This window comes from Klenkia sesuvii (assembly GCF_037083825.1).
GTDB lineage: Bacteria > Actinomycetota > Actinomycetes > Mycobacteriales > Geodermatophilaceae > Klenkia > Klenkia sesuvii.
The window spans coordinates 169,702-188,749 of sequence record NZ_JBAPLU010000002.1; the positions used below are offsets into that span (position 1 = coordinate 169,702).

At 73.2% G+C, this 19,048-nt stretch carries 20 protein-coding genes; 7 read left to right on the top strand and 13 right to left on the bottom strand.

Annotation, left to right across the window (positions count from 1 at the left end):
• Both TEK04_RS02670 and dapE read right to left on the bottom strand, forming a co-directional pair.
• Nucleotides 1-807 carry an LOG family protein gene (locus TEK04_RS02670; RefSeq protein WP_336402759.1) on the bottom strand — a complete coding sequence of 269 codons (807 nt, stop codon included), beginning with the start codon at nt 805-807 and terminating at the stop codon, nt 1-3.
• Nucleotides 804-1,934 carry a succinyl-diaminopimelate desuccinylase gene (gene dapE, locus TEK04_RS02675; protein WP_336402760.1) on the bottom strand — a complete coding sequence of 377 codons (1,131 nt, stop codon included), beginning with the start codon at nt 1,932-1,934 and terminating at the stop codon, nt 804-806. Before dapE ends, TEK04_RS02670 begins: the two co-directional genes overlap by 4 nt.
• 34 nt (nt 1,935-1,968) lie before the next feature.
• On the opposite strand from dapE, the gene dapD reads away from it, so the two are divergent.
• Complete coding sequence (dapD, locus tag TEK04_RS02680) at nt 1,969-2,943, top strand: 2,3,4,5-tetrahydropyridine-2,6-dicarboxylate N-succinyltransferase (protein ID WP_336402761.1); 975 nt, start codon at nt 1,969-1,971, stop codon at nt 2,941-2,943.
• A 4-nt stretch (nt 2,944-2,947) separates the two neighbouring features.
• On the opposite strand, the gene TEK04_RS02685 is transcribed toward dapD, so the two are convergent.
• On the bottom strand, nt 2,948-4,048 hold the full coding sequence (locus TEK04_RS02685; RefSeq protein ID WP_336402762.1) for an alpha/beta hydrolase: 1,101 nt from the start codon (nt 4,046-4,048) through the stop codon (nt 2,948-2,950).
• A gap of 140 nt (nt 4,049-4,188) precedes the next feature.
• On the opposite strand from TEK04_RS02685, the gene TEK04_RS02690 reads away from it, so the two are divergent.
• A complete protein-coding gene (locus TEK04_RS02690) occupies nt 4,189-4,986 on the top strand; it encodes a hypothetical protein (protein WP_336402763.1) in 798 nt (265 codons plus the stop codon).
• 13 nt (nt 4,987-4,999) lie between these two features.
• Here TEK04_RS02690 and dapC read toward each other — a convergent pair whose 3' ends face one another.
• A complete protein-coding gene (gene dapC / locus TEK04_RS02695; RefSeq protein ID WP_336402764.1) occupies nt 5,000-6,097 on the bottom strand; it encodes a succinyldiaminopimelate transaminase in 1,098 nt (365 codons plus the stop codon).
• On the bottom strand, nt 6,094-6,414 hold the full coding sequence (fdxA, locus tag TEK04_RS02700) for a ferredoxin (RefSeq protein ID WP_091056825.1): 321 nt from the start codon (nt 6,412-6,414) through the stop codon (nt 6,094-6,096). The genes dapC and fdxA overlap by 4 nt, the downstream gene beginning before the upstream one ends.
• Before the next feature lie 117 nt (nt 6,415-6,531).
• On the opposite strand from fdxA, the gene TEK04_RS02705 reads away from it, so the two are divergent.
• Nucleotides 6,532-7,287, top strand: a complete 756-nt coding sequence (locus tag TEK04_RS02705) for a GNAT family N-acetyltransferase (protein ID WP_336402765.1) — start codon at nt 6,532-6,534, stop codon at nt 7,285-7,287.
• On the opposite strand, the gene TEK04_RS02710 is transcribed toward TEK04_RS02705, so the two are convergent.
• From TEK04_RS02710 to TEK04_RS02740, 7 genes are all read right to left on the bottom strand, one after another.
• Nucleotides 7,244-7,645, bottom strand: coding sequence for a hypothetical protein (locus tag TEK04_RS02710; RefSeq protein WP_336402766.1), 402 nt, complete (start codon nt 7,643-7,645; stop codon nt 7,244-7,246). The genes TEK04_RS02705 and TEK04_RS02710 overlap by 44 nt on opposite strands.
• Nucleotides 7,646-7,652: 7 nt before the next feature.
• Complete coding sequence (gene mshB / locus TEK04_RS02715; protein ID WP_336402767.1) at nt 7,653-8,537, bottom strand: N-acetyl-1-D-myo-inositol-2-amino-2-deoxy-alpha-D-glucopyranoside deacetylase; 885 nt, start codon at nt 8,535-8,537, stop codon at nt 7,653-7,655.
• A gap of 14 nt (nt 8,538-8,551) precedes the next feature.
• Nucleotides 8,552-9,580 carry an ABC transporter ATP-binding protein gene (locus tag TEK04_RS02720; RefSeq protein WP_336402768.1) on the bottom strand — a complete coding sequence of 343 codons (1,029 nt, stop codon included), beginning with the start codon at nt 9,578-9,580 and terminating at the stop codon, nt 8,552-8,554.
• The gene (locus tag TEK04_RS02725) at nt 9,577-10,785 is read right to left on the bottom strand and encodes an ABC transporter ATP-binding protein (RefSeq protein ID WP_336402769.1); all 1,209 of its coding nucleotides are present in this window, start codon (nt 10,783-10,785) and stop codon (nt 9,577-9,579) included. Before TEK04_RS02725 ends, TEK04_RS02720 begins: the two co-directional genes overlap by 4 nt.
• Nucleotides 10,786-10,795: 10 nt before the next feature.
• Nucleotides 10,796-11,752: an ABC transporter permease gene (locus TEK04_RS02730; protein ID WP_336402770.1), complete on the bottom strand. Its 957-nt coding sequence runs from the start codon at nt 11,750-11,752 to the stop codon at nt 10,796-10,798.
• Nucleotides 11,753-11,772: 20 nt separating this feature from the next.
• Entirely contained in the window at nt 11,773-12,762 is a 990-nt protein-coding gene (locus TEK04_RS02735; protein WP_336402771.1) for an ABC transporter permease, read from the bottom strand.
• A 161-nt stretch (nt 12,763-12,923) separates the two neighbouring features.
• Complete coding sequence (locus TEK04_RS02740) at nt 12,924-14,660, bottom strand: ABC transporter family substrate-binding protein (protein WP_336402772.1); 1,737 nt, start codon at nt 14,658-14,660, stop codon at nt 12,924-12,926.
• Between the two features lie 431 nt (nt 14,661-15,091).
• Between TEK04_RS02740 and TEK04_RS02745 the strand changes: the two genes are divergently transcribed.
• A complete protein-coding gene (locus TEK04_RS02745; RefSeq protein ID WP_336402773.1) occupies nt 15,092-15,262 on the top strand; it encodes a CsbD family protein in 171 nt (56 codons plus the stop codon).
• A 107-nt stretch (nt 15,263-15,369) separates the two neighbouring features.
• Here TEK04_RS02745 and TEK04_RS02750 read toward each other — a convergent pair whose 3' ends face one another.
• Nucleotides 15,370-16,128, bottom strand: a complete 759-nt coding sequence (locus tag TEK04_RS02750; RefSeq protein WP_336402774.1) for a (deoxy)nucleoside triphosphate pyrophosphohydrolase — start codon at nt 16,126-16,128, stop codon at nt 15,370-15,372.
• Nucleotides 16,129-16,154: 26 nt separating this feature from the next.
• Here TEK04_RS02750 and TEK04_RS02755 point away from each other — a divergent pair, with 26 nt between their 5' ends.
• The 3 genes from TEK04_RS02755 (at nt 16,155) to TEK04_RS02765 (ending at nt 18,983) form a co-directional block, all read left to right on the top strand.
• A complete protein-coding gene (locus tag TEK04_RS02755) occupies nt 16,155-16,637 on the top strand; it encodes an RrF2 family transcriptional regulator (RefSeq protein WP_336402775.1) in 483 nt (160 codons plus the stop codon).
• Nucleotides 16,638-16,668: 31 nt separating this feature from the next.
• Nucleotides 16,669-17,205: an adenylyl-sulfate kinase gene (gene cysC / locus TEK04_RS02760; RefSeq protein WP_336402776.1), complete on the top strand. Its 537-nt coding sequence runs from the start codon at nt 16,669-16,671 to the stop codon at nt 17,203-17,205.
• A 137-nt stretch (nt 17,206-17,342) separates the two neighbouring features.
• Nucleotides 17,343-18,983 (top strand): nitrite/sulfite reductase, encoded by a 1,641-nt coding sequence (locus TEK04_RS02765; protein ID WP_336402777.1) that lies wholly within the window; start codon nt 17,343-17,345, stop codon nt 18,981-18,983.
• The last annotated feature ends 65 nt before the right edge of the window (nt 18,984-19,048 follow it).

Genomic DNA, 19,048 nt, shown 5'->3' on the forward strand with positions numbered 1-19,048 from the left:
TCACCCCTCGACCGGCGCCGGCCCGCCGGAGTCTTGCCCGGCGGCCTCCCGCGCCGCCTCGGCCGCACGGATGACCCGCACCGCCTCGGCGACGTCGTCGGTGACGGTGAGCAGGTCGAGGTCCTTGGGGGAGATCATGGCGTGGTCGGCCAGCGTGCCCCGGATCCAGTCCAGCAGCCCGGCCCAGTACGCCGTGCCGAACAGGATCACGGGGAACCGGGTGACCTTCGTGGTCTGCACCAGGGTGAGCGCCTCGAACAGCTCGTCGAGGGTGCCGAACCCGCCGGGCAGGATCACGAACGCCTGCGCGTACTTCACGAACATCGTCTTGCGCACGAAGAAGTAGCGGAACGAGATGCCGACGTCGACCCACTCGTTGAGCTCCTGCTCGAACGGCAGCTCGATGCCCAGCCCCACCGACGTGCCGCCGGCCTCGCAGGCACCCTTGTTGGCCGCCTCCATGGCGCCCGGACCGCCCCCGGTGATGACGGCGTACCCGGCGTCGGCGAGGGCCGCGCCCAGCTGCACACCTGCGGCGTAGAACGGGTCGTCGGGCTTGGTGCGGGCGCTGCCGAACACGCTCACCGCCCGGGGCAGCTCGGCGAGCAGGCCGAAGCCCTCGACGAACTCGGCCTGGATCCGCAGCACGCGCCAAGGGTCGGCGTGCACCCAGTCCGAGGGGCCGCGGGAGTCCAGCAGCCGCTGGTCGGTCGTCGTCCCCTCGCGGCGGGGGTCGGGCTCCCCGCCGCGCAGCTGGACCGGGCCGCGGGTGCGCCGCGGCGCCCGCCGGGTGCCGTTGTCGCTCATGCCGTCTCCCCCGTGCTCGTCGGTGCGGTCAGGTAGGCCACCAGGGCGTCCTCGGCGGGTTGCAGGCGGTCGACCCGGACGTGCTCGCCCCGCTGGTGGGCCTGGTTGGGGTCACCGGGACCGTAGTTGACCGCGGGGATCCCGAAGGCGGCGAACCGGGCCACGTCGGTCCAGCCGAGCTTGGCCCGGGCCGGCCGACCGACGGCGGCCACGAAGTCCGCCGCGGCGGGCTCGGCCAGCCCGGGCAGCGCGCCGCCGGACATGTCGGTGACCTCGAGATTCGCGCCGGCGGCCAGCGCGTCGGCGAACACCGCGCGCACGTGCGCCTCGGCGGCGTCCTCGTCGCGGTCGGGGGCGAACCGGAAGTTCACGGTCACCCGGCACTCGTCGGGGACGACGTTGCCGGCCACCCCGCCCTCGATGCGGACGGCGTTGAGGCCCTCGCGGAACTGCAGCCCGTCGATCTCGACCTCGCGCGCCTCGTACGCGTCGAGCACGGCCAGGATCGACGACGCCCCGTGGATCGCGTTGCGCCCCAGCCACGACCGCGCGCTGTGCGCCCGCTCCCCCGGCACGGTGAGGACGACGCGCATCGTGCCCTGGCAGCCGCCCTCGACGTCGCCGTCGGTGGGCTCGAGCAGGATCGCGAGGTCGCCGTACAGCCAGCCCCGCAGCTCGCGCGCCACCTGGCCGAGGCCGTTCTTCACCGCCTCGACCTCCTCGTTGTCGTAGAAGACGAAGGTGAGGTCGCGGGCCGGGGCGGCGTCCGGCGTCCCGAGCAGACCGGCCACCCGCAGCATGAGTGCGTCCCCGGCCTTCATGTCGCTGGTGCCGCAGCCGTAGAGCCGCTCCTCGCCGTCCACGGTCTCCAGCCGGCTGGGCACGTTGTCGGCGATCGGCACGGTGTCCAGGTGTCCGGCCAGCACGACGCGGGTGTCCCGACCCAGGTCGGTGCGGGCCAGCACGTTGTTGCCGATCCGCACGACCTCGAGGCCGCCGAGGGCGCGCAGGGCCGCCTCGACGAGGTCGGCCAGGGGTTCCTCGGTGCCCGACACGGACGGGACGTCGACCAGGGCTCGGGTCAGGGTGAGGACGTCGGCGGTCAGGTCGAGGGCCGGAGCTGTCACGGGAGGGAGCCTACGGTCGGTAACCTCGCCGGTCGTGACTGATGCACTGACCGGCGCCACCGCCGTCGGCCTGGCCACCGTGACCACCGCCGGCGTCGTCCTCGACACCTGGTACCCGTCCCCGTCCCTCGGCGAGGTGGCCACCACCGGCACTGAACGGCTGGGCACGCTCGAGCTCGAGGGCGAGCTCGGTCCCGACTTCGGCTCGCTCGTGCGCGGCGACGACGCCCGCGGCGTCGAGGTCATCGGGGTGCGGACGACGATCGCCGACCTGTCCGCGGCCCCGGTGGACGCGCACGACGTCTACCTGCGGCTGCACCTGCTCTCCCACCGGCTGGTCCGCCCGCACGGGCTGAGCCTCGACGGCCAGTTCGGCCTGCTGACCAACGTCGCCTGGACCAGCGCCGGCCCGGTCGAGGCCGCCGACTGGACCCCGGTGCGCGCGGCGAAGGTGCGCGCCGCCCACGGGCACGTCACCGTCACCCACGTCGACAAGTTCCCCCGCATGGTCGACTACGTGCTGCCCTCCGGCGTCCGCATCGGCGACGCCGACCGCGTGCGGCTGGGTGCCCACCTGGCCGAGGGCACGACGGTCATGCACGAGGGCTTCGTCAACTTCAACGCCGGGACGCTGGGCCCCTCGATGGTGGAGGGCCGCATCTCCGCCGGGGTGGTCGTCGGGGCCGACTCCGACATCGGCGGCGGCGCCTCGATCATGGGCACCCTCTCCGGCGGCGGCAAGCAGGTCGTCTCGATCGGCTCGGGCTGCCTGCTGGGTGCCAACGCCGGCATCGGCATCTCCCTCGGCGACAAGAGCGTCGTCGAGGCCGGCTGCTACGTCACCGCCGGGTCGCGGGTGACCCTGCCCGACGGCTCGGTGGTCAAGGCGCTCGAGCTCTCGGGCCGGCCGGGGCTGCTGTTCCGCCGCAACTCGGTGTCGGGCGCGTTGGAGGCCCTGCCGCGCGACGGCGACTGGGGGGCCCTCAACGCCGCCCTGCACGCCAACTAGCGGCTCAGGTCAGCCCGGCGGGCTCGGCGGGCGGGGTGGTCAGGTGCTCCAGGAGGGCGACGACGAACTCCTGCGGGCGCTCGACGTGGGGTGAGTGCCCGACCGCCGGGAGCACCACCTCGCGGTAGGCACCGCCGCTGGCGGCGTACCGGTCGAGCACCGACCGGGTCTGCGTCACCATCGGCTGCGGCGGGAACGCCTGCGGGCCGGGCCACCCGGGCACCGCCCCGATCGAGCCGAGGAAGGCCAGGTCGAAGGCCGACGTGTCGCTCACGATCTGGTCGGCGTCCCCGCGGACCCACAGCACCGGCGGCTTCGCGGCCAGCTCGGCGATGCCCGAGACGTCGAGCACCGTCGGCGCCAACGTGTTGAGCACGCCCCGCCCGCCCGGCGCCGCACCGGGCCAGGCCTCGGTCGCGACGACGTCACCGGGGTAGTGGTCCTCCCCGGTGCGGGTGGTGAGCATCGAGGCCACGAACACGTCCTCCAGCCGCTCGTCGACCGGCAGGTTGTCCGGCGCGACGTAGAAGGCGCGGAAGATCGACCGGGGGCTGGTCGGTGCGTCGGCCGACGTGTCGCCGGCGGCCAGGGCCGCCACGAAGTCCGGGTTGGCCCCGCCCGCCCCGGCGCCGGTGCCGTCGGGGTGGACGCGCCGGCCGTCGGGCCCCGCCGTCCCGCCGAAGCCGTAGGGCGACACGGGCGCCACGAGGGTCACCGAGGCCACCCGCTCGGCGTGGTCGAGGAGGTACTGCAGGACGACGCCACCGCCCAGGCTCCAGCCCACGAGGTGCACCCGCTCCAGCCCGAGCGCGGTCACCAGGGCCTGCAGGTCGTCGACCCAGTCGCGCACGCCGCGGGTGGCGTCGACCGGGGCGGGGTCGGTGCCGCCGAACCCGCGCAGGTCGACCGCCAGCGCCCGCCACGATGGGTCCAGGGCCAGCAGCGGCTGCTGCCAGAACAGCGCCGAGCTGACGTTGCCGTGCACGAACAGCACCGCGTCGCCACCGCCGCCCGGGTCGACGTCCTCGCGGTGCAGCACCTGCTGGGTCAGGCGGGTGGTCTCGACGCGGGTGGCCCGGACACCGGGCAGCAGGGGCTCGGTCACGGGTCACACGGTAGTCAGCGCCTACCCTGGGAGCGGTGACCAGCGCTCGGCCGGCGGCCCGCCCCGCCGCGGCGCGTCCTCGGCCCCGGCCGGCCCGGCCGCCCCAGCGGCGGCGCAGGCGCACGAAGCGGACCAGCCGCATGGCCGGCCTCTGGGCGCCGCTGCTGGTCGTGGTCGTCGCCGTGGTCGGCCTCTCGTGGGACACCGACAGCCAGGGGGTGCCGCCGGTGGCGGGGCGCTGCACGGTCGCGGGCTCACCGCTGACGCTGACCAACGAGCAGGCCGCCAACGCGGCCACGATCGCCGCCGTCGCCCGCTCCCGCGGGCTGCCCGAGCGGGCCACCACCATCGCGCTGGCCACCGCGCAGCAGGAGTCCCGGCTGCGCAACCTCGACTACGGCGACCGTGACTCCCTCGGCCTGTTCCAGCAGCGTCCCTCGCAGGGCTGGGGCACCCCCGAGCAGGTGCAGGACCCGGTCTACGCGACCGGCAAGTTCCTCGACGGCCTGGTCGAGGTGCCGGGCTGGGAAACCGGTCGCCTCACCGAGGTGGCCCAGGCGGTGCAGCGCTCGGGCTTCCCCGAGGCCTACCAGCAGTGGGAGGAGATGGGCACCGTGCTCGCCGGTGCACTGCTCTCCGGCGCCCCCGCAGCGCTCTCGTGCACCTACCGCCCACCCGACGCCGACGGGCCGGTCGACGCCCGGGCCGCCGCCGTGGCCGACGTCGTCCGCCGGGAGGCCGGCTCCCCCACGGTCCTGGACGGCGGGGTCGTGTCCGTGGCCGCCGGCGGCTGGCCCGAGGCCACCTGGGCGGTCGCCCACGCCCGCAACCTGCAGCTCACCCAGGTGCGCTTCGCCGACTGGACCTGGACCCCGGCCGAGGGCTGGGCGCAGACCGGCACGGACGCCGGGGCGCTGCTGCTCCAGCTCGCGGTCTAGGTGGGCCGTCCCGCTAGGCGGTCAGGCGGGCCACGGCGGCGTCGACGCGTTCGTCGGTGGCGGTCAGGGCCAGGCGCACGTGCCGCTCCCCCGCCGGGCCGTAGAACGCCCCCGGGGCGACGACGACGCCCAGGTCGGCGAGCCGGTCGACCGTCGTCCAGCAGTCCTCGTCGCGGGTGACCCACAGGTAGAGGCCGGCCTCGGAGTGGTCGACGCGCCCGCCCCAGGCCTCGACCGCGGCGCGCAGCCTGTCGCGGCGGGCCCCGTAGCGCGACCGCGCCAGCTCGACGTGCCCGTCGTCGCCCAGCGCGGCGGCCATGGCGGCCTGCACCGGGCCGGGCACCAGCAGGCCCAGGTGCCGCCGGGCCTCCCACACCCGGGCGACCAGCGCCGGGTCGCCGGACAGCAACCCGGCCCGGTACCCCGCGGCCGTGGACTGCTTGGACAGGGAGTGGACGGCGAGCAGCCCGTCGTGCATGGGCCCGGCGACCGAGGGGTGCAGCACCGAGGTGGGTGCGACGTCCCAGCCCAGCTCGACGTAGCACTCGTCGGCGACCACGGGCACGCCGCGCTCGCGGCCCCACGCCACCCAGGCCCGCAGCTGCTCGGGCGACAGCACCCGGCCGTGCGGGTTGCCCGGGGAGTTCAGCCACACCAGCACCGGGTCGGCGACGTCGGCGGGCGGGGTGTCGCTGCGCAGCACCGACAGCCCGGCCACGACCGCGCCGACCTCGTAGGTCGGGTAGGCGACCTCGGGGATGACCACGGTGCCGCCCTGCAGCCCGAGCAGGGTCGGCAGCAGCGCGACGAGCTCCTTGGAACCCACGGTCGGGATCACCGAGGGGACCGCCCCCAGCGGGTCGGCCACCGTCACGCCCAGTCGCCGCGACAGCCAGTCCGCCGCGGCGGTGCGCAGGTCAGCGGTGCCCAGCGCCGTCGGGTAGCCGGGGGCGTCGGCGGCGTCGGCCAGCGCCGTCCGCAGGACGTCGGGCGTGGGGTCGACCGGGGTGCCGATCGACAGGTCGACCACGCCCCCCGGGTGCTCGGCCGCCCGCGCGCGGGCCGGCCGGAGCGAGTCCCAGGGGAAGTCCGGCAGCGAGCGGGAGGTCACTCCCCCTGCGGCGGCAGCGCCGCGACCAGCGGGTGGTCCTTGCCGACCTTGCCGGTGCGGGCCGCGCCACCCGGGCTGCCGAGCTCGGAGAAGAACTCCACGTTGGCGTTGTAGAAGTCCTTCCACTTGTCCGGCACGTCGTCCTCGTAGTAGATGGCCTCGACCGGGCAGACCGGCTCGCACGCACCGCAGTCGACGCACTCGTCGGGGTGGATGTAGAGCATCCGGTCGCCCTCGTAGATGCAGTCCACCGGGCACTCGTCGATGCACGCCTTGTCGAGGACGTCGACGCAGGCCTGGGTGATGACGTAGGTCACGGGGTCCCTCCGGGGTGCGGACCAGAACGGGTCTGGGGTGGGGTCCAGTATGGAACCGGGTGACGGGTCCAGCGAGGCCAGGGTCGCCTCACCCCCACCGTCGAGCGAGGAGGGTCCGTGGGCCAGCGCCGCAGTCCGCTCGACGTCGTCGAGCTGGAGCTCCTGGCGGCACGGGGGTGGCGCGGCACCGAGGCCGAGCGGCTGGGTGACTGGGTGCTGCGCGCCGGGGGCGGCGGGTACTCCAGCCGGGCGCACTCGGCGCTCGCGGTCGGCGACCCGGGGGTGCCGCTACCGGCCGCGGTGCGCGCGGTGGAGGAGTGGTACCGCGCGCGCGGGCTGCGCCCCTGCGTGCAGCTGCCCGGCCGGCAGGCCCGCGGCGCCGACGCCGTCCTCGCCGCCGCCGGCTGGGACCGCGACGAGGACACCCTCGTGCTCACCGTCGAGCTCGACGACCGGACGCCGGAGCCCCCGGCGCCGGTGCACCTCGCCCCCCAGCCCGACGAGGCCTGGCTCCGGGCGTGCCGGCAGCACGGCGACGGGCCCCTGCCGGCGGGCGCCACGACCGTGCTCACCGGGGCCGACCGGGTCGTGTTCGCCTCGGTCCGGGCCGAGGACGGCGCGGTGCTGGCGGTCGCCCGCGGGGTGCGCACCGACGACTGGCTGGGCGTCAGCGCCGTCACCGTGGCCGAGGGCGCCCGCCGCCGGGGGTTGGCCACCTCCGTGACCCGCGGGCTGCAGGGCTGGGCGGTCCGGGAGGGTGCCGGGTACTGCTACCTGCAGGTGGTGGCCTCCAACGCCCCGGCCCGGGAGCTGTACCGGCGGTTGGGGTTCATCGAGCACCACCGGTACCACTACCGGCGCGCGGCCGGCTGAGCACCCGGCCGACGGAGAACGAGCCGAACAGCACCCCCACCAGCAAGAACCCCAGCCCCACCCACTGGCTGGCGGTGGTGGCGCCGGTGATGAGCAGGTCACCCTCGGGTCGTCGCACCGACGCGCCCACGGCGACGACCACCCAGACCAGCACCGGCAGCACGGCCACCACGCGGGAGCCCGAGAGGCGCAGGGCCCAGGCGACCAGCAGCACGTTGCCCGCCGCGGCGGCCAGCACCGACACCGGCACCGGCACCGGCCCGACGCGCAGGGGCAACCACAGCACCTCGACCACGGCCAGCCACGCCGCGACCACGGCGGCCAGCACCCCCCAGCCGAGGGTGACCACACGCCTCACCGGAGCCTCACAGGCCCGCGAACAGGTCGGTCTCCCGGCCGGCCGGACCGGCGCCCGGGCCGCGCTCGCCGCGCACCAGGCGGTAGTACTCGGTGGTGAGCACTTCCTGGCCCAGGTTGTTGGACAGCGCGTAGAAGTCGCCGTCCAGGGTCAGCTGGGTGGCGTGGGCGGCCATCGCCGCGGCCTTGGCGGCGCGGTGGGCGGCGCCGTCGAGCTCGCAGGTGACGTCGTCGTCCTCGGCGGCGAAGGGGACGGCGCGCGCGTCGGTCACCCCGTCGTACGCGGTGTCCGCGGCGGCCAGCGCGTCGAGCCCCTGCTGGAGCACCGAGACCGGCACGCACGTCCAGTAGACCTTGGCGACGGTGTGCGGGGCGCCCAGGTCGGGCCGGTGGGCGGGGTCGGCGGCGGCCTCGACCGCCCGCATCGTGACCCGGTGGGCCTGGATGTGGTCGGGGTGGCCGTACCCCCCGTGCTCGTCGTAGCCGACGACCACCTGCGGGCGCACCTCGCGGAGGACGGCGACCGCGGCGTCGGTGGCCTCGTCGAGGTCGGCGTTCCAGAACGCGCGCGGGTGGGCGTTGGCGGGGGTGCCGATCATGCCCGAGTCCCGCCAGCGCCCCGTGCCGCCGAGGAAGCGGTGGTCGGTGACGCCGAGGGCGGCCATGGCGCGCTCGAGCTCGACGATGCGGTAGCCGCCGAGCTGGTCGGCCTGGTCGGCGGCCAGCCCGGCCAGCTCGGGGACGAGAATCTCGCCCTCCTCCCCCAGCGTGCAGGTGAGCAGGGTGACGTGCGCGCCCTCGGCGACGTAGCGGGCCATGGTGGCGCCGTTGTTGATCGACTCGTCGTCGGGGTGGGCGTGCACGAGCAGGAGACGACGACCAGACGGGGACACCCGGCCATGATCCCCTACAGGATCGTCCGCGCCTCCGCGTAGTGGCAGGCGCTGCGGTGCTCCGGCCCGCGGGGCTCCAGCGGCGGCTCGACGGTCATGCACTTCTCGCGCTGGGTGTCGCTGAGCTCGCCGGCGAACTTCTGGCAGCGGGTGCGGAACCGGCAGCCCGAGGGCGGGTTGGCCGGGCTGGGCACGTCGCCGGTGATGATGATCCGCTGCCGGTTGCGCTCCAGGCGCGGGTCGGGCAGCGGGATCGCCGAGAGCAGTGCCTGCGTGTAGGGGTGGGTCGGGCGGTCGAACAGCTCGTCCCGCGGCGCCACCTCGATGATCTTGCCCAGGTACATGACGGCGACCCGGTCGGAGATGTGCCGCACCACCGACAGGTCGTGCGCGATGAACAGGTAGGAGAGGCCCAGCCGCTCCTTCAGGTCCTCGAGCAGGTTGATGACACCGGCCTGGATCGACACGTCCAGCGCCGACACCGGCTCGTCGAGCACGAGCACCTTGGGCTCCAGCGCCAGCGCGCGGGCGATGCCGATGCGCTGGCGCTGACCGCCGGAGAACTCCGCCGGGTAGCGGTTGGTGTGCTCGGGGTTGAGCCCGACGGTCTCGACCAGGGTGCGCACCCGCTCCCGCAGCTCCGCCTGGTCCGTGGTCAGGCCGTGGATGATCAACGGCTCGGCGACGATGTCGAAGACGGGCAGCCGCGGGTTGAGCGAGGCGTAGGGGTCCTGGAAGACGATCTGGATGTCCCGCCGCAGCGGGCGCATCGCCTTGCGGTCCAGCCCGACCAGCTCGCGGCCCTGGAACACAACCGAGCCGCCGGTGGCCGGTTGCAGGTTGAGGATGGCCCGCCCGGTGGTCGACTTGCCGCAGCCGGACTCCCCGACCAGGCCGAGCACCTCGCCGGGGTACAGGTCCAGGTCCAGGCCGTCGACTGCGCGCACCGCGCCGACGGTCCGCTTGATCAGCCCGCCGCCCTTGATGGGGAAGTGCTTCTCCAGACCGCGCACGCTCAGGATGGGCTCACGGGTGCTCGTCATCGTCGGTCCGCCTCCTCCGGCGTCGGGTCCAGCAGCGAGCCGGTGCCCGGCTGCGGGGTGGGGTCGGTGCGCTCGCCGACCGGGTCGCCGGGCGCGCCGGTGTCGGTGGTGCCGACAGTGCCGGACGCGTCGGCCCGGCCCCCACGTGGCGCGTCGTCGTCGGCGGCGGTCTCGTCGAACAGCGCCGCGGCCTCGCCGTGGGCCCGGCCCACCTCGTCGGTGCGGATGCAGGCCGCGGTGTGCCCGCGGCCGACGTCGAGGAGAGCGGGCTCGGTGGTGTCGCACTCGGCCACGTGCAGCGGGCACCGGGGGGCGAAGGGGCACCCCGGTGGCATGTTGACCACCGAGGGCGGTGCGCCCTTGATCGGGGTCAGCCGCTGCTTGGTCGAGGAGTCCAGCCGGGGCAGCGAGCCGAGCAGCCCGAGGGTGTAGGGCATGCGCGGCTCGTAGTAGATGTCCTCGACGCCGCCGACCTCGACCGGGCGACCGGCGTACATGACCAGCACCCGGTCGGCGATGCCCGCGACCACGCCGAGGTCGTGGGTGATGAGCACCATCGCCGCACCGGTCTCGGACAGCGCGGTCTGCAGCACCTCCAGGATCTGGGCCTGCACGGTGACGTCGAGGGCCGTGGTGGGCTCGTCGGCGATGATGACGTCGGGCTGGTTGGCCATCGCGATCGCGATGACCACGCGCTGGCGCATACCGCCGGAGAACTCGTGCGGGTAGGACCGCACCCGCTCGGCCGCGTTCGGGATGCCGACCATGGTCAGGAGGTCGACCGCGCGGGCCCGGGCAGCCTGCGACGACAGCGTGCGGTCGTGGACCCGCAGCGTCTCCTCGATCTGGTACCCGACGCGGTAGACCGGGTCCAGCGACGTCATCGGGTCCTGGAAGATCATCGACACGCCCTTGCCGCGCACCCGGGACATCGCCCGGTCGCGCTGGCCGAGCAGTTCCTGGCCGCGGTACTTCACCGACCCGCTCACCCGCGCCGAGGCCGGGAGCAGCCCCATCACGGCCAGCGACGTGACCGACTTGCCGGACCCGGACTCGCCGACGATGCCGAGCACCTCACCGGACCGCAGCGTGTAGTCCACCCCGCGCACGGCGTGCACCAGCCCGTCCTCGGTCGGGAAGCGGACGTTGAGGTCCTCGACCGACAGCAGCGGCGCCGTCGGGTCGGTGTTCGTGGTGATGCTCATGGACTGCCCCTCAGGCCCGCACGCGGCGGTTGCTCGGGTCGAAGGCATCGCGGATCCCGTCGCCGATCAGGTTGATCGACAGCACGATGATCAACAGCGTGATGCCCGGGAAGTAGAAGAGCCAGGGCCGGGTCGTGGTGGCCTGCACCCCGTCGGAGACCAGGCGGCCCAGTGACGTCTGGTTGGCCCCGTTGACACCGAAGCCGAGGTAGGTCAGCGACGCCTCGAGGATGATCGCGGTGGCCGCGGCCAGCGTCGTCCAGACGATCAGCGACCCCAGGGCGTTGGGGATCAGGTGCTTGAAGATGATCCGGACGTTGGAGGCGCCGAGGGCGTGCGCGGCCTCCACGTACTCCTTCTCGCGCAGCGAGAGGAACTGGCTGCGCACGATGCGGGCCAGGTCGAGCCAGCCGAACAGCCCCAGGATGATGCCGACGCCCAGCGGCGTGCGGCTGGACGGGAAGTTGCTGGCCACGACGATGAGCACGACCAGCAGCGGCACGGTCAGGACCAGGTCGACGAAGCGCATCAGCACGCTGTCGACCCAGCGGCCGAAGTAGCCGGCCAGCGCGCCGACCAGCAGACCCAGCGGCAGGGCGATGACCACGAACAGCACGACGATGAACAGCGACCGCTGCACGCCCTGCATGAGCCCGGCCAGCAGGTCGCGGCCGATCTCGTCGCTGCCCAGCGGGTAGCCGGGGCTGCCCGGCGGCACCGACTGCGCGGAGGAGTTCAGCGTCGAGTACTGGGTGCCGTAGACCAGCGGGCCGAGGAAGCCGAAGACCAGCAGCAGCACGAAGATGACGAGCCCGGTCATGCCGACCTTGTTGCGCAGGAAGCGCCGGAGGATCTGCTGGCGCTGACTGCGGGCCTTCACGGTGAACTCGCGGTCGACGCCGCCGCCGACCGGCGCGCCGGGCTCGGCGGGGACGGCCGCCTCGGCGGCGGCCTGGGTGGTGGCCATGGGGGGTTCTCCTCTGCCGGTCAGGAGAGTCGGATGCGCGGGTCGAGGACCGCGTAGAGGACGTCGGCGACGAGGTTGAACAGCACGACGAAGACCGCGCTGACCAGCAGCCAGCCGAGGACGACGTTGATGTCGTCCTGGCCGATGCCGTTCTGGATCAGGTAACGACCCATGCCGTTCCAGACGAAGACCTGCTCGGTGATGATCGCTCCGCCGAACAGGGTGCCGATGCCCAGGGCGACGACGGTGGTCAACGGGATCAACGCGTTGCGCAGACCGTGCCTGAGGACGACCCGGCGGTAGGGCAGCCCCTTCGCGCGGGCCAGCCGCATGTAGTCCGACCCCAGCACGTCGAGCATGGCCGAGCGCTGGAAGCGGCTCCAGGCCGCGAAGGAGAGCAGGGCCAGGCTGATGGTGGGCAGCACCAGGTGCCCCAGCCGGTCCGTCCAGATCTCCCACCCGTCGGCGTACAGGGCGAGCCCGGGTGTCTCCTCACCGAGCGTGAACAGCACCTGGCGACCGAACAGGTCGTTGATGCCGCCGGCGACGAACTCCTTGAGGATCGCGGCGAACCAGAACGTGGGCAGCGCGATGAGCAGGTAGGCCACGAAGGTGAAGGCGTAGTCCGACGGCTTGTACTGCCGCACGGCGCCGATGACGCCGACGATGATGGCGAGCAGGACCGCGATGACAATGGCGAGCACGATCATCCGGCCGGTGACCCAGAGCCGACCGCCGAGCTGGTCGGCCACCGGCGTGCCGTTGACGGTCTCGCCGAAGTCCCCGGTGAGCACACCGGAGAGCCAGTTCCAGTAGCGGACGAAGAAGTTGTCGTTGAGACCCAGCTCGTCGCGCAGGTTGTCGAAGAAGGTCTGCGGGGGCCGGGGGTTCTGGGAGTAGTACCGAGCCAGCGGGTCGAAGCTGGCCGCGCAGAGCGCGAAGACCAGGAATGAGCTGGCCAGCAACACGAAGACGGACGCGATGATCCGTCGGATCGTGAAGAAGAACATGCGGGGACCTTACGCCGGGAGCGGAGGTCGTCCGGTCGGGACGGCCTGGTCAGCGGGGGACGTCCAGGCACAGCGCGGCCCCCGGGGGGTGCCCCCGGGGGCCGCGACGTGATCTGCGATCAGGTGGTGCGGTGGTCCGTGCCGACCGTCAGGTCAGCGGGTCACTGGACCGTCCACGTGTCGGAGTTCCAGAGCGGTCCGGCCTGCGTCGAGTTGTCCTCGACACCGGAGATCGAGCTCTGGTACGCGATGAACGTGGGCTTCTGGTACAGCGGCACGGTGGCCACCTGGCCCCACAGCAGGGCGTCGATCTCGTTGCCCAGCTCGGCCTGGCGGTCGGGGTCGGGCTCGCTGACGAACTGCGCGAACAGGTCGTCGATCTCCTGGGTGCCCTGGCGCGAGTAGTTCTGCTGGACGTTGTCGCCCTGCGGCTGCGAGTAGATCGACTGCGTGGCGGCGCGGAACGGCGACCCCACCCAGGCGAAGACGGCGGCCTGGAAGCCGCCGGCCTCCAGCGACGTCGGCGACTCGGCACTCTCGAAGATGTCCGGGTTGGCGTTGAACGTCGCCTCGATGCCGGCCTCGGCCAGCTGCGGGATCATGACCTCGATCGTGGTCTGGCGCAGCGGGTTGTTGGTGGTGGTGTCGATCTGCACCGTCAGCCGCTGGCCGTTCTTGGCGTAGACGCCGTCCGGACCCAGCACCCAACCGGCCCCCTCGAGGGTCTGCTTGGCCAGCTCGGTGTTCTGCGTCTTGTACTCGTCGGGCGCGGTGTCCTGGTATTGCGGCTGGTTGTTGAAGTAGATCCGGTTCTGCAGCACCTCGGCGTCGGAGGAGAACTGGCCGACGGTCTGGTCGACGATCTCCTGCCGGTCCAGGGCCATGGTGAACGCCTGGCGCACCGCGAGCTCACCGAGCGGGCCGTAGGTGGTGTTGAAGTCCAGGTGCTCGAAGGAGAGACCGAAGGTGATCTCGCTCGACACGTTGGGCTCCAGGCCCTCGATCTGGTCGACCAGGTCCAGCTGCGGCTGCGGGTAGATCACGCCGAGCTCGCCGGAGCGGATGCCCTGCACCGCGGTGGTCGGGTCGTTGCCGATGTTCTGGATGATCAGCTGGGCCAGCCCGGTCGGCTCGCCCCACCACTCGGGGTTGGGGGTCAGGATGACGATCTGGCTGCCGACGTCGATGTTGTCGGCGGTCAGCTGCCAGGGACCGCCGGAGATGTCGCCGACGATGCCCTCGGAGACCGGCCACCCCTTGGTGAGCGTGTCGCACAGGACCGCCGGGTCGTCGTCGTCCATCAGGTGGGCCGGCAGGATGCCCCCGCCGAAGTCCCCGCTGAACAGCGACTGCCAGTCGGAGAAGGGCGTCTCGTAGGTGACGGTGACGGTCTTGTCGTCGTCCCCGGAGCCCTCCACGGAGGCGATCTGCTCGTACCCGGTGGTGGAGAGGTTCGCCGGGCAACCGCCGTCGGCCGGGTCACCCGACCGGCTCGACCGCCAGGTGAACTCGAAGTCGGCGGCCGTGATCGGGGTGCCGTCGCTCCAGACCGCGTCCGGGCTGATCTGGTAGGTGTTCACCTGGGCGCCGCTGGAGGTGTCGAGGGTGGGTTCCTCGGTCAGCAGGTCCTCGTTGTAGACGATGCTGAAGTCCGGGAGCGCGTTGAAGGCCCCGGGCAGGATCCCGTGGATGATGTTCGCCGTCGACGTCGCGTTGCCTGCCGCGATGTTGGGGAACAGGTTCTCCGGGAAGTCGGTGGACTCGCCGAAGACGACCCGCCCCTCGCCGGAGGACTCCGAGTCGCCACCGCTGCCGCTGCCGCCGCCGCAGGCCGACAGCACCATCGCGCCGGCGACGCCGGTCGAGACCAGCACTGCGCCGCGCTTGCTGAACTTCACCTTCGTTTGCCTCCCTCGACCCGCCGAGGCGGGGGGATCTGACCTGGTCTGCCCGTCCGGGCACGATCGGCGCCCGGACCGGACTGTGGACGAGCCACGTCGCACCTGGCCGGCACCTGTCGACCCGGGTACGACCAGGAGGACACTAGGCAGACCGTGGGGGGCCGTCCACGACCGTCACCGTTTTGTGACTTCCGCTCACGATCTGCCGGTTCAAGGCCGGAAGCGGTCGGAAACACTGGCGTCATCGCCCGGTCACAACCACATCTTCTGCGGACTGGACGGCCTGCATCCGCAAGCCATCCCGCGCGAGCCCGCTGGTGCAGCGGCGGGGGTCGAGGACGGGAGCCGGCCGGGCGGGCAATGTGTGGCGGGCGGTGCGGCGGGTAGACCACGTCTCGACCGAGCACCCCAGACGTGAGGAGCACGCCATGAGCGCCGTCGACAAGATCAAGAACAAGGCCGAGGAGCTGATGGGCCAGGGCAAGGAGGCCGCGGGCGACGCGACCGACAACCGCGACCTGCAGGCCGAGGGTCAGCGCGACCAGGCCTCGGGCAACGCCAAGCAGGCCGGCGAGAAGGTCAAGGACGTCTTCAAGTAGCAGAAGGACCCCCTCGCCCCCCGCCAGACGCTCCGCGTCCGTCAGGACCCTGCGAGGGAGCCGCACGACGAAGGCGCCGTCCCCACCGGGGCGGCGCCTTCGTCGTGTCAGAGACGGGCCAGCAGCGCCCGGACGGCGGGCAGCAGCGGCCGGTCGGCGGGGATCCAGTCCAGGTCGTCCAGCTCACCGCCGGTGACCCACCGCACCTCGGTGTGCTCGTGCGCGACCAGGTGGTCGGCGGTGATCCGGCCCCACCAGACCCGCAGCGTCGAGGCCCCGGGCGCACCACCGGCCACCACGCCGGGCAGCGGCACCTCCCCGAGGAACGCCTGCGGCGTGATGCCCACCGACAGCTCCTCGCGGCACTCGCGCACCAGCGCGGCGAGCTCGGACTCCCCCGGCTCCACCTTGCCGCCGGGGAACTCCCACCGGCCGGCCAGCGGCCCCGACCCGCGCTGGGCCACCAGCACCCGGTCACCGTCCACCAGGGCCGCACCCACCACCTGGACGACGTCCTCCGCTCGGCGGCGGGCAGCCGCGGCGTACAGGTCGAGGTGGGCCTGCATCGCGGCCAGCACGTGCCGCCGGACGACGGTCTGGTCCAGCAACCGACCCAGCACGCCGGGCACCCGGTTGTCCCACTCGACCTGCTCGTCGACCAGCGTGCCCGCCCCGGTCGGGGAGAAGCGACGAGTGTGCCGCACCTGGGCCAGCAACCCCCCCGACCCGTGGAACTCGTCGGCGTGCGGGCGGTCGGCGGAGACCTCGGCCAGCGCCCAGGGCCAGGGCCGGCCCAGCACCCGGGCCACGTCGAAGGCCACCGTCAGCGGCGCCTCCACCAGCGTGGTGAATCGCAGCTGGAACACCGCGGCAGTTTCCCAGACCGGGCAGGATGGGCTGCGTGCGCATCACCGCCCGCGTCGACTACGCCGTTCGGGCCACCCTCGAGCTGGCCGCGGCCAGTCCCGACGCCCTCACCTGCGACCGCATCGCGACGGCCCAGGGCATCCCGTCCCGCTTCCTGCAGGCCATCCTCGGGGACCTGCAGCACGCGCGGCTGGTCACCAGCCAGCGCGGCCGCGACGGCGGCTACCGGCTGGCGCTGCCGCCGTCGGAGGTCTCCATCGCCCGGGTGATGCGGGTCGAGCAGGGATTCCTCGCCGAGGTGCACGGCCAGCGCCCCGAGGACTCGAGCTACCCCGGGGTGGCCGGGTCGCTGACCGAGGTGTGGGTGGCCGCCCGCGACTCCTACCGCCGCGTGCTCGAGCAGGTGACCCTCGCCGACGTCGTCGCGGGGAAGCTGCCGGCCGCCGTCGCCGAGCTGGCCGAGGTCGAGAGCGCCTGGCGGTCCTTCGGGGCCGTCCCGGTCGACTGATCGACTCCTGCCCCCTGTTGACTGCTGCCCCATGACCGGAGTCGCCGTCCTCCTCACCGGCCTGTCGGGTGCGGGCAAGTCCACGATCACCGATGCGCTGGTCGCCGAGCTCGCGGCCGCGGGCACCCCGGTGACCGTGCTCGACGGCGACGCGGTGCGCACCCACCTCTCCTCCGAGCTCGGGTTCTCCCGGGCCGACCGCGACCTCAACATCCGCCGCATCGGCTGGGTCGCCGGTGAGGTCGTCAAGCACGGCGGCACCGCGGTCATCGCCGCCATCGCCCCGTTCGAGCAGGCCCGCCAGGAGGCCCGCGCGCTGGTCGAGGCACACGGCCGGTTCGTGCTGGTCCACCTGTCGACCCCGCTGGAGGTCTGCGAGGCCCGCGACGTGAAGGGGCTCTACGCGAAGGCCCGGGCCGGGGTGATCCCGACCTTCACCGGCGTCAGCGACCCCTACGAGGAGCCGGTGCGGGCCGAGCTGCGCATCGACACCTCCGTCGTCCCCTTGGCCGAGGCGGTCGCGCAGGTCCGGGCCGCCATGGCCGGTGTGGAAGACTCCTCGGCGTGACTGGCCGCGGCACCCCCCTGGTCGCGCGGCTGCACATCGACCTGGGCCGCGTCGTGAGCGCCGCCTGTCGCCGCTCGCTCTGAGCCGCGCCACCCAGTCCCCCGCAGCACCGCGCACCTGCGCGAAGGAGCCCGCCCGTGTCACGCACCGCCCAGAAGGGCCAGGGTCAGTGGGCCCTCGGCTACCGCGAACCGCTCAACCCCAACGAGCGGATGAAGAAGGACTCCGACGGCCTCGACGTGCGGCAGCGGATCCTCGACATCTACGCGCACACCGGCTTCGACGGCATCGACCCCGGTGACCTGCGCGGCCGCATGCGCTGGATGGGCCTCTACACCCAGCGCGCCCAGGGCATCCCCGGTGGCAAGACCGCCGTGCTGGAGCCCGAGGAGCTCGAGGACGCCTACTTCATGCTGCGCGTGCGCATCGACGGCGGGCAGCTGTCGGCCGACCAGCTGCGGGTGATCGCGGGGATCTCCACCGAGTTCGGCCGCGGCGTCGCCGACGTCACCGACCGGCAGAACGTGCAGCTGCACTGGATCCGCATCGAGGACGTCCCCGAGATCTGGCGCCGGCTGGAGGCGGTCGGCCTGTCGACCACCGAGGCCTGCGGCGACACCCCGCGCGTCATCCTGGGCTGCCCGCTGGCCGGGGTGCTCGACGACGAGGTGCTCGACGCGACCCCCGCCGTCGCCGAGGTCGTCGAGAAGTACCTGGGCGACCGGGAGTACTCCAACCTGCCGCGCAAGTTCAAGAGCTCGATCTCCGGCTGCGCCCACCACTGCACCAACCACGAGATCAACGACGTCGCCTTCGTCGGCGTGCGCAACGCCGCGGGCGAGGCCGGCTACGACCTCTGGGTCGGCGGCGGCCTGTCCACCAACCCCCGCTTCGCCGAGCGCATCGGCGTCTTCGTGCGGCCCGACCAGGTCGCCGACGTCTGGGCCGGGGTCTGCGCCGTCTTCCGCGACTACGGCTACCGCCGATCCCGCACCCACGCCCGGATCAAGTTCCTCATGGCCGACTGGGGCCCGGAGAAGTTCCGCCAGGTGCTGCAAGACGAGTACCTGCACGAGGCGCTGCCCGACGGCCCGGCCCCCGCGCGCCCGGCCACCGACCAGCGCGACCACGTCGGCGTCATGAAGCAGGTCGACGGCAGCAACGCGCTGGGCTTCGCCCTGCACACCGGCCGGATCGGCGGCGAGCTGCTCGGCACCGTCGCCGACATCGCCGAGCAGTACGGGAAGGGCCGCATCCGGACGACGGCCGACCAGAAGCTCGTCGTCCTCGACGTGCCCGACGAGCAGGTCGAGGACGCCGTCGCCGCGCTGGCCGCCCACGACCTGCTGGTCCGCCCGAGCGTCTTCCGCCGGCAGACCATGGCCTGCACCGGCATCGAGTTCTGCAAGCTGGCGATCGTGGAGACCAAGGGCCGGGCCAAGGAGCTCACCGCCGAGCTCGAGCGGCGGCTGCCCGACTTCGACACCCCGGTGACCATCAACGTCAACGGCTGCCCGAACTCCTGCGCCCGGTTCCAGACCGCGGACATCGGCTTCAAGGGCATGGTCGTCGGCGGCGAGGAGGGCTTCCAGGTGCACCTGGGCGGCCACCTGGGCTTCGAGTCCTCGATCGGCCGCAAGCTGCGCGGGCACAAGGTCGCCGCGACCGACACCGCCGACTACGTCGAGCGGGTGCTGCGCGGCTACCTCGAGCACCGCACCGAGGGCGAGAGCTTCGCGGCCTACGCCACCCGCGCCGACGAGGAGTGGCTGCGCTGAGCGGCGCGGGAAGGGTCCGGCAGCTGCCGCCGTTCTACTGCCCGTACTGCGGCGAGGAGACCCTG

Bases quoted from the DNA above. Each gene is read 5' to 3' on its own strand.
- TEK04_RS02670 (WP_336402759.1), bottom strand. From the start codon at position 807: ATGAGCGACAACGGCACCCGGCGGGCGCCGCGGCGCACCCGCGGCCCG.
- TEK04_RS02690 (WP_336402763.1), top strand. From the start codon at position 4,189: ATGGCCGGCCTCTGGGCGCCGCTGCTGGTCGTGGTCGTCGCCGTGGTC.
- TEK04_RS02720 (WP_336402768.1), bottom strand. From the start codon at position 9,580: ATGACGAGCACCCGTGAGCCCATCCTGAGCGTGCGCGGTCTGGAGAAG.
- TEK04_RS02725 (WP_336402769.1), bottom strand. From the start codon at position 10,785: ATGAGCATCACCACGAACACCGACCCGACGGCGCCGCTGCTGTCGGTC.
- TEK04_RS02730 (WP_336402770.1), bottom strand. From the start codon at position 11,752: ATGGCCACCACCCAGGCCGCCGCCGAGGCGGCCGTCCCCGCCGAGCCC.
- TEK04_RS02735 (WP_336402771.1), bottom strand. From the start codon at position 12,762: ATGTTCTTCTTCACGATCCGACGGATCATCGCGTCCGTCTTCGTGTTG.
- TEK04_RS02745 (WP_336402773.1), top strand. From the start codon at position 15,092: ATGAGCGCCGTCGACAAGATCAAGAACAAGGCCGAGGAGCTGATGGGC.
- TEK04_RS02755 (WP_336402775.1), top strand. From the start codon at position 16,155: ATGGGCTGCGTGCGCATCACCGCCCGCGTCGACTACGCCGTTCGGGCC.
- cysC (WP_336402776.1), top strand. From the start codon at position 16,669: ATGACCGGAGTCGCCGTCCTCCTCACCGGCCTGTCGGGTGCGGGCAAG.